This is a genomic window from Nocardia sp. NPDC004711, from assembly GCF_053601595.1.
Genome location: NZ_JBSGCB010000040.1, coordinates 1 through 9,337 on the forward strand (window position 1 = coordinate 1; position 9,337 = coordinate 9,337).

Sequence of the window (9,337 nt, forward strand, 5' to 3'; positions counted from 1 at the left end):
ACCAACCTGTTCGAGAACCTCAAGGACACCAGCGGGCGGATGGTGTTCGACGGCGGCCATGACATCAACGACCTCGACGTGCTGTTCATGACCGTGCCCGCCCTGGACAAGGACGCTGCCCGCGCCCAGGTCGCGACCACCTTGCAGTTGCTGCTGGAGCGGGCCGGGCGGACCGCGAAGGACTTGCGGCGCAGCGTGATCCTGTTCATCGACGAGCTCTCGGCGTTGACCACGAGGAAGGGGTCGATCGGGGTCGAGGACATCGCTGAGCGCGGCCGGTCCCAGAAGATCGCCATGGTCTTCTGCGGCCAGTCCCCGGAATCGGTGGCCCCCGACGCCTGGTCGCTGGGACGACTCCTCAAAACCTGCGCCGGCGGAGTCCTGTTGGGCTACCTGGAAAACGCGGGCGAGCTGTGCAAACACGCCGGTTCCATCCCGGTCATGCTGCCGTCGCGGCACCTGATCAAGGGCCAGCGCCACGGCGACGAGGGCCAGGTGTCGGTGGGTGAGAAGTGGCTGGTCGACCCCGACCGGGTCCGCCAGTTCGACACCGGTGACTTCGTGTTCTTCAAGAAGGGCCACGCCCGCTTCGGCCGCGTCGTGCCCCTCAACAAGGCCGAACAGTCCCGCCTGCCCGGCACCTCACCCGCCCCCGCCCCGCGCACCGGCGACGATCCGACGCCGGCCACCGCATAACCCCTTTTCCGCATGCGCGAATCCGATTGGAGCACAACCGCTATGCGCATCTTCCGCGACCACGCCGACGACCACGACGATCACGACGACGAACAGCCCGGTAAGAGCTTCGGCCGAGACGAGATCACTGCCCAAGCCGACCTGCTGGCCGACGAGATCGCCAACTTCCTCTCCGACGCCGCCGAACAGCACCCACAGACCACACCGACCCTGCGGCTGGTCCCGCCGCTCACCGCACCGGAGCAGGCCACAGCGGCCGCGGCCGTGGATACCGGCGAACCCGCACCGGTACCGGCGGTCAAGCCGCATACCCGGGGCCAGATCTGGCGTGCGAGCGCGGCCGGCTCATTCGTTGTGGTCGGTCTCGCCGCGAGCGCGGCGTGGGGACAGCCCGCCGAGGTCGGTGTCCCCGTCGCCGTCTACGGGCTGGGCTGGATCGCCTACCTGACCTGGAACGCCGCGCGACGCCCGTCACCGGCGCTGGCTTTGGCCGCGTTCACCGAACACCGCGTCGCCCGCGCCCAGCGCGACACCCATTGACCACCTCCATCACAACCCTCAAGGAAAGGAAACACTATGTCCACCAACACCTCCCGGGTGATCGGTCTCGGTGCCGTTGCCGGCATCGTGGCCGGGGTCGCGGTTATCGCGACGATCATCGCGGTCGACGAGTGGGATCTCGATTCCCGTGTGGCTGAGGCCATCACGCGGTGGCAGATGACCCCCGATGAGCGCATCGCCCTGGATGCGACCAAGGCTCTGCTGGCGCGTCAGGACGAACAGCGGCGTGCGCGTCGCGAGAAGACCGGGCGCGACAAGCGGTCGAAGTTCTGCCGCGACCTGCTCACCAGTGTCGACAGCGAGCTGACCGCGTTGACGTTGCCGCAGTTGATCACCGAAATCCTCTACGCCCGGGCCGGTTTCGCCGGTGGATTCGGCGTCGATCCGCAGACCGGGCGACGCGATTACGCCGTGCAGGCCCGGTGGGCTGATCACCTCGACGCGTTGCGCAGCGAATTCGACCGCCGCAACTCCGATGCAGGCCGATCCCTGTCGCGGCTGGACCGGCTGCGCTGGCAGGCCGCCTACACCGCCGTGCACGGATTCGACGAGCCCACCGACACCGAAATCCAGGACCTGACCACCACCTGCACGGCGACCGCCGAGCAGCCCGAGTGACGAAAACCCCTGTTACCGAAAGGAATCCCTACCCTCATGTCTGAAATCGACGAGATCGCCCGCGACACCGGCCGCACCTTCCGCGACGTGCTGACCGTGGCCGGGCAGTGGCTGCGGACCCTGCGCAGCCACGACGGCCACACGGGCCGGTTGACTCGCAAGCAGCGTCGCGAGCTGGGCGAGCACATCATGGCCCAGGTCAAGGCCGAAAAGGTCACCGGCGCTTGGTACACCAAACGTGTCGCCGACTACCGCACCGAACACGTGATGGCCCAGTTCCGGCGCGAGTGCGACCCGTTCTACACCGACCACGACGCCGCCTCCGATGTGGAGCGTCTGGACGCGATGCGGCTGCGGATCGAGGAAAGCCTGGGCACCTCGCCGCTGCGGATCGAGCACCGCGGGCAGGTAGTGATGGCACTGGACCGCGCCGGCCGCCACCCCTACCAGATGAACCCGACCTTCGAGGCCGTGTTCCCGGTGATGGACGCCGAGCAGATGCGCGAAGCCCGCGCCGCTGCCGTCGAATCCGAACAGTGGGTCACCACCCGCACCCGCGAACTCGACCAGCAGGTCGCATCGATGACCCTGCACCAGCCCACGCCCCGGACCGACACACAGACCCAGAACCGCCGGCGCGGGGAATCGGTGGTGCCGCAGTCGTTGTCGGCGGTCGAGCAGGAAGCGGTGCTGGATCGCGATCTGGCTCGCACGAATGCGGTGCAGGCGATCCGGCACGCCCAGTACACGTGGCTGCGGGACCAGGCGCACGGCACACCGAACGCGCGTGCGGGTCTGTCGCGGCGGTGGGCCGCCGAGCTGGCCACCAAGGCGGGAATGTCGACCGAGGAGATTCGGTGGGAGTTCGCCAACGCCGAAACCAACTCCCGCTGCCAGGTCACCGTGGGCTCCAGCTCCCCCGACGGCGCCCAGCACTTGATGCGCGCCTACCACCCGTCCGAGGCCGAGGCCGCCGCATGGACGCGGGATGTGGTGCACCACAACGAGTGGAAGGCCGGGACCACGTTGAGTGTGCGGGCGCGCGAGACCGGGCGCCGGCACCCGTTCTACGTCGCCGAGGGCAATCAGGTCGAGGTCGGCCAGAGCACCAGCGAGTGGCAGCGCGTGACCACCCGGGAGCAGACGCAGCCTCCCGACCAGGACAGAACCCGGGAGAACAGTTCCGCCGCAACAAGTTCGGAGGATCTGGAGCGTCGGGTGCTGCTGTTGCAGCGCGGCCTGGACGCGGTCACCGCCGATCGTGACCAGTACAAGAACCAGATCGACGCGGTCCGGGCGGAGCTGGAGGGGTTGAAGAACACCCAGCTGCGAACCAATCAGGAGCTGCGCGAGGCCCGCAGCGCACGTGACACCGCCACCGCTGAACGTGACCGCTACCGCGGGGAGCGTGACGAGGCGGTGCGCAAGCTCGCCCAAGCGACCCCGCAGCAGGACCGCTACGGCAGCAGTGAACGGATCGCCCGCGAGCAGCAGGGCACCGATTCGACCGTCCCGCCGGCCAACGGTGTCAGCCAGCAGCGTCCGCCCCTGCAGCGGGAGCGGTGATCATGCACCGCGAACACGAGGAAGCGATGCGCTCGGATTTCTCCGAACGCGTCGCGGTCAGCCTGACCGCTCTGGCACCCGGGCTCACCGACGGCCAGGCCGACGAAATCTACCGCCGTGTCGGCGAATTCGACCAGCGGTGGCTGTCGGGACCGCACGCGCAGGAGTGGGCGTTCCTGGACGCCGCCTACACCGACTGGCGTGACCACCCGCTGGCGATGGCCAAGCTGGTCGAAGACGTGCGCGCCAACCCGGGCATGTACGCCGACCACGGGCTCACCGAGGTGCAGTCGCGCAGCCTGGACCAGGCCCGCAACATCGCCCGCGAGGAACGCTGCGCCATCGAAGCATTGAAGCCCGTGGCCCAGCGGCAGCCGATGCAGTGGGGGCGGTGAGTCATGGAAGCCGAGCACGAGGAAGCCATGCGGTCGGACTTCCGGGAACGGACCGCGCTGCAGCTGTCCGGCTATCAGCCGGACGTATCCGAAGCCCAGATCGATGAGATCTATGCCAAGACCCGGCAGATCGATGACCGGTGGAACTCGGGGCCGCACGCTGATCAGTGGCGGTATCTGTCGGATGCGTACGCCGATTGGCGCGACGCTCCCGACACCATGGACCGGTTCATCGACAACATCGAGTTCAACCGGGCCAAGGGCGAGGACTTCGGCGTGGACGAGGTGCAGCGGCGCAGCCTCTACCAGGCCCGCGAGTTGACCGAGCCGCACCGGGTACGCCCGCGCGGCCGGATCCAGCGGGAGCGCTGATCGGTCATGGATCACGATCCGGCTCAGGCGCGTTCGTGGCAGCTGATCACCGCTGCCCTGACCGCCGTCGTGGGTCCGGGCCGGGACCGGGCACGGTGGACAGTGTTCCTGTGCCCGGTCCACGAGGCCGACGGACAACACCACACCCCCTCCCTCGGCGTCCGCTACGACCCCACCCAGGGCAAAACCATCGTCCGATGCTTCGCCCACTGCGACGACAAAGACGTCCTCGACGCCGTCGGGCTCCGAGTCCGCGACATGTGGGACCGGCTACCCGAACGCACCCCGCACCAGAGAGAGGAGCGTGGGCAGCGGCGGCCGCCGTCGGGTGGTGCGCGGGCGCATCAGGAGCGGGTGTCGTTGGTGGACAAGGCGATCGACTACGCGCGGTTGCCGATCCCGTCCAAACCCGATCTCGGAGAAGCGATCGGGCCGACGGAAACCGTGTGCACCTACGTCTACCGGTCCTCTGATGGGCACGTCGAGGGTGCGGTCACCCGCAGGACGACCCCGCACGAGTACGGGGACAAGAAGTCGTTCACCCAAGCCCACTGGAACGGAACCGACTGGGAACCCACCGGATTCGCGCCCATCCCGTACCGGCTGCGCGAAGTCCTCGACGGCCTCCGCAGCGGGCGCGAGATCTATGTGTGCGAAGGGGAGAAGGACGTGACGCGGGCGATCGAGGCCGGGCAGATCGCCACCTGCAACGCCATGGGCACCGGCTCCTGGACCGCCGAGCACGCGCGATGGCTGCAGGGTGCGGGGCGGGTGATCGTGGTCGCCGACCGCGATCGTCCCGGCTACATGCACGCCGCCAAGGTCGCCGACACCCTGCACGGCCGCGTCGGCGAAGTCCGCGTGCTCCAAGCGGCCGCGGGCAAGGACCTGTCCGACCACCTCGACGCCGGCCACGACTTCGCCGACCTGGAAATGGTTCCCTACCTCGACCGCCACTACCGCCAACCCCGAACCCAACAGCGGCACGTCACCCGCAGCCGCTGACCCATCTATCCCTGATCGACCACAAAGGAGAAAACCGTCATGGCCAGCACCAATTTCGGTCAGCGATTCACCCGCGCCGCCGCGAAGATCCCCTCGGCGTTCGGCAAGAACACCACCCCCGGCACCACCGTCTACGGGCGCATCACCACGATCGCCGAGCAGCCCAAGCTCAAGTACGGCGGCGCCCCCGGCGAGGTCGACACCGACGAGCACGGCAACCCGATCATGCAGCTGTTCATCACCATCGACACCCCCAACGGGCCACGCAACCTGTACCCGACCAGCCGCATGGAACAGGCCATCGGACAGGCGATGAACGCCGCTGGGGTCACCGATTTCGATTCCGGTGCCACCTTGTCGGTCACCTACACCGGGCCCGACCCCGACAACGACAAGGCCCGCCTCTACACCGCCAAGTACACCCCCGCCGTCGGCAACGGCGGTGGCAGGTGACCGGCAACGACGCCGGATCGATCGTGGGGCGCACCAATGCCGTTGCGCCCCACGGCGCACCCCGCGTCGACACTGTCGCACCACCAGCAACCAGCCAGCGCGAACGCGACACCACCCATTCGCGCCCCTCCCTCAGCCAGGCGAGGCGCTCAGGACCTTCCGTGAGGAGGCGATCATGACCACCGCCCGCGACAGCCGCGACAGCGTGTCGCAGCAGCCGCGCGACACCCGTCGCATACGCGACACCGATGCGACAGACCGCGGCGGCAAGGTCGTCGCATGGGCCGGATTCATATTCGGATCGGTGCTGTCGATCGTGATGAACTGGCTGCACACATGGTTGCCCGCGGCATCGAAACCGCACGGCTGGTCGCCGGGGGTATGGCCGCAAATCGGTTCCGCCGTATGGCCTGTCACGCTGTTGCTGGCCGTCGAAGCGCTCTCACGCGTACGGTGGAGGGTCGGCCTGGCATGGTCGCTGGCCCGCTACGGCGGTGTCGGCACCGTCGCCGCCGGCTCGGCACTCATCTCCTACGGCCACGTCCACGACGTCCTGCAAAGCTGGGAGTACGGCACCGTCGGCTCCGCCGTCGGCCCGCTGGTGCTGGACGGGCTGATGGTCGCCTGCGGCTTTGCCCTGCTCTCCGAATCCAGTTCCCCCGCCACCGGTAGGGATACCGCACGCACTCCTGCGGTTGTGGTCGATGTTCCCGCGCACACCGCGCCCGGCAGCGTTCCGGCTGCGGAGGTCGGCGAACCGTCCGCCGCATCCGTCAACGCGGTAAGCCACCATGACAGCCCTGAAGCGTTTGCTGGGGATGTCCTCGGGTCGGAATTGCCTGCGCGACACCAGGATGCGACGCCGCGACAGCCTGATGCGACGGGCGCGACACCAAGCGACAGTCCTGCGACAGCCCGCGACAGCGACGATCCGATTGCGCGCGACGAGCGCATCCTGGCGTTGCATGCCGCGGGTCGTTCCACACGCGAGATCGCAGACGAAATCGGTGTCCATCACTCCACTGTCGCGCGAGTCGTCGCACGCTACGGCGGCAGCGACACCACCCGCGACACCCTGTCGGGATTGCGACTGATCCAAACTCCTGCAAACGGTGAGGAAACCGCGTCATGACCGCTACTGGATGGACTCCGGACGAGATTCTCGAATCCAGCTGGTACACAACCGAGGAGGTCGCTTCGATGCTGAAGATCGACCCGTCCAGCTTACGGAGATGGCGAACGGCCAGGCCGCCACAGGGCCCGGCATTCGTCCAAATCTCCGGCCGCGTGACCCGATACCGAGGTGCGGACGTCATCGCCTACTTGATGCGTAAGCGTGTGGATCCGGCGGTCGCGTGATGGGCGACGAGGTCACCCTCATCCCACTCGGGGTTGAAGTCAGGGGAGACATCGAGGAGCGCAAGCGAGCCAAACCCTTTCGGGCACGTGTGCGGTGGACGGACCCGGCTACAAAGAGCCGCGGCTCCAAGTCCGAAGCCTTCCTGACTCGGGAGGACGCGCAGGACTGGATCGACAAGATCAAGCAAGCTGCCGCCCGCGGAGTCGACCCGAAAATCGCCACCGCAACCCTGAAGGATTACGGGAACACGAACTGGGACATGGCCATGCGTGGTCTCGAACCCAAGACGCTGGACCCGTACCGGGCCGGCTGGCGCCAGCGGATCGTGCCCACCCTCGGGCATCTACCGGTCACGATGATCACCACAGGTGTCGCCGATCGTGCGGTCGTCCGGTGGATTGCCGACGGGCACAGCAAGTCGACCGTCAAGAACACCCTGGCCGCGCTGGGACGGGTCATGGATCAGGCCGTTCGCGACGAGGTAATAGACCGCAACCGCGTCGACGTCACCGGGTGGCAGCGGCAGTACGAGCGCTACGAGGATGAGCTGGACAACCCTCGGGCCCTCGCATTGCCAGACTGGCAAACGCTGACCGACATCGCGGGCGCGCTGGTCGCCGCCTCGTCCGACGAATACCAGGGCTGGGGCGACGTCGTTATCTTCGCCGCGTGTACCGCGACGAGAATCGGCGAGGTCTCCGGCTGCCGAGTCGGCGATATCGATACCGGGGAATGGCTGTGGACGCTACGGCGCCAAACAACGCCCGGACCGGGCGGGCTGCAGGACAAAGGGACGAAGGGAAAACGCGCCCGCTCGATCCCGATTATTGAACAGCTGCAGCCATTGGTGGAAAAGCGGATTGCGGCCGTTGGCAAGAAGCCCGATGCCCGGCTGTTCGTCGGGCCGCGCGGAGGGCGGATTCAGGTCACCGTATTGCGGCGCGCAACCCACTGGGACGAGGTGGTCGCCAAGCTCGGATACGAGCACCTGCGCAGGCACAGCCTCCGGCACACGGGCCTCACATGGCTCGCCGACTCGGGTGTGCCGGTACATCGGCTCCAGCAGATCGCCGGCCACACCGACCCTCGCATCACCCAGCGGTACCTACACCCGGACAAGAAGGCGCTCCAGCATGACGGCAACCTTCTGTCGATTCACCTCCGAGCACCAAATCGGTCCCCAGATGGTCCCCAACTCCGATTGGTCAAGTAACAGAAAACCCCTTCCGACCCTGGTCGGAAGGGGTTTTTCTTGGTCGGGCTGACAGGATTTGAACCTGCGACCACTTGACCCCCAGTCAAGTGCGCTACCAAGCTGCGCCACAGCCCGTTGCATTCGCTCTCGCTTGTGCTCGATGAGATTACCCCAGGACCCCCCTGAACATCCAAATCGGCTGGTACTCGGCGTGTGGCAGGGGTAAAGCGGACGCACTTGGCTGGGGTCGAGTGCGTCGCGGGGTTGGGCCATCTGGTGCTCGGGCTGCGCGCACCGCGTGGTCCTGTGCCCGCCCGACTCCGAGGCCATCCGGGGCGATGACCGACCAGAGGGTGATCTGACGCTTCGTGTGTGGCGCACGGTCCCTCGCCGGCGAGGTGGTTGGACGCCTTCGCGAAGGTGTCGGTTCCATGTGCCGGAGGGGTGCGGCATAGGTGGTCGATGTGCCGGCCGGAACCTGCGTTCCTGCGGCGGCGGTCATGGGACGGCAATAGTTTCGATACATGTTCGAAATCGTTTGTGCCGCAGGGTAATAAAGTGCAAAAGGGTGCGGTTTTCATTGCCGCTCGCAGGGTCCGGGTGGGGTGGGTTGCCTCGGCTGTGCTGCCGGTGGTTTCGGGGGCAGTTGGACGATTGACAAGTCAAGATCGCTCGAACTACTGTTCAGTACGATGACCACCGCCGCTCGAAAACCCCTGGTACACATGCCTCATTGGGTTGGCATGGCCACGTAGCGTGGCAGTCTTCAGCATCCGTTGCTGATCAATTGTTGCACTGATCCTGGCGGCACAGCTGGGTCAGTTGACCTGGTCTGAAACATCTCCTCGGCCAGGGTCCCTGTGGAGGCACCCCATATCATGCGGGCTCTTCTCTAGGTCGCTGTCGCATCGAAATCCGTTGTGTCGAAAGAGGAATCATCTGTGTCGTCGGCATGCTGTCGACTGGATCCGGACGTTGCGCGCTTGGTGCGATGGTGTTTGGCCACGGGTTGGCCAGGGTAGAAGAACGGAACTTGTTGGCCGCGGTCGTCTTCGGCTGTCCGGCGGTGGATGAGGGCGCGCGGTGGGTGCGTGCCATGAGGAAGGATTTGCAGAG

Annotated in this window: 11 protein-coding genes and 1 tRNA gene; 11 read left to right on the forward strand and 1 reads right to left on the reverse strand. The window is 66.8% G+C overall.

Translation table 11 applies throughout. From position 1 onward, the window contains the following. From ACWEKS_RS33340 to ACWEKS_RS33390, 11 genes are all read left to right on the forward strand, one after another. Positions 1-696, forward strand: a 696-nt coding sequence (locus tag ACWEKS_RS33340; protein WP_452343775.1) for a hypothetical protein, incomplete at its 5' end; no start/stop codon positions are given. Positions 697-738: 42 nt separating this feature from the next. After that, positions 739-1,236 (forward strand): hypothetical protein, encoded by a 498-nt coding sequence (locus ACWEKS_RS33345; RefSeq protein ID WP_452343776.1) that lies wholly within the window; start codon positions 739-741, stop codon positions 1,234-1,236. A 36-nt stretch (positions 1,237-1,272) separates the two neighbouring features. Beyond that, a complete protein-coding gene (locus ACWEKS_RS33350; RefSeq protein ID WP_452343777.1) occupies positions 1,273-1,875 on the forward strand; it encodes a hypothetical protein in 603 nt (200 codons plus the stop codon). A gap of 36 nt (positions 1,876-1,911) precedes the next feature. Continuing rightward, positions 1,912-3,441, forward strand: a complete 1,530-nt coding sequence (locus tag ACWEKS_RS33355) for a hypothetical protein (RefSeq protein ID WP_452343778.1) — start codon at positions 1,912-1,914, stop codon at positions 3,439-3,441. A gap of 2 nt (positions 3,442-3,443) precedes the next feature. Further along, positions 3,444-3,836 (forward strand): hypothetical protein, encoded by a 393-nt coding sequence (locus tag ACWEKS_RS33360; protein ID WP_452343779.1) that lies wholly within the window; start codon positions 3,444-3,446, stop codon positions 3,834-3,836. A 3-nt stretch (positions 3,837-3,839) separates the two neighbouring features. Continuing rightward, complete coding sequence (locus ACWEKS_RS33365; protein WP_452343780.1) at positions 3,840-4,208, forward strand: hypothetical protein; 369 nt, start codon at positions 3,840-3,842, stop codon at positions 4,206-4,208. A gap of 6 nt (positions 4,209-4,214) precedes the next feature. Further along, a complete protein-coding gene (locus ACWEKS_RS33370) occupies positions 4,215-5,213 on the forward strand; it encodes a toprim domain-containing protein (RefSeq protein WP_452343781.1) in 999 nt (332 codons plus the stop codon). A gap of 39 nt (positions 5,214-5,252) precedes the next feature. Further along, positions 5,253-5,666: a hypothetical protein gene (locus ACWEKS_RS33375; RefSeq protein ID WP_452343782.1), complete on the forward strand. Its 414-nt coding sequence runs from the start codon at positions 5,253-5,255 to the stop codon at positions 5,664-5,666. Positions 5,667-5,841: 175 nt separating this feature from the next. After that, positions 5,842-6,798 carry a helix-turn-helix domain-containing protein gene (locus tag ACWEKS_RS33380; protein WP_452343783.1) on the forward strand — a complete coding sequence of 319 codons (957 nt, stop codon included), beginning with the start codon at positions 5,842-5,844 and terminating at the stop codon, positions 6,796-6,798. Beyond that, positions 6,795-7,025, forward strand: coding sequence for a helix-turn-helix domain-containing protein (locus ACWEKS_RS33385; RefSeq protein ID WP_452343784.1), 231 nt, complete (start codon positions 6,795-6,797; stop codon positions 7,023-7,025). The genes ACWEKS_RS33380 and ACWEKS_RS33385 overlap by 4 nt, the downstream gene beginning before the upstream one ends. Continuing rightward, positions 7,025-8,239 carry a site-specific integrase gene (locus ACWEKS_RS33390; protein ID WP_452343819.1) on the forward strand — a complete coding sequence of 405 codons (1,215 nt, stop codon included), beginning with the start codon at positions 7,025-7,027 and terminating at the stop codon, positions 8,237-8,239. Before ACWEKS_RS33385 ends, ACWEKS_RS33390 begins: the two co-directional genes overlap by 1 nt. A 40-nt stretch (positions 8,240-8,279) precedes the next feature. On the opposite strand, the gene ACWEKS_RS33395 is transcribed toward ACWEKS_RS33390, so the two are convergent. Then, positions 8,280-8,356, reverse strand: a tRNA-Pro gene (locus ACWEKS_RS33395). Positions 8,357-9,337 lie beyond the last annotated feature (981 nt).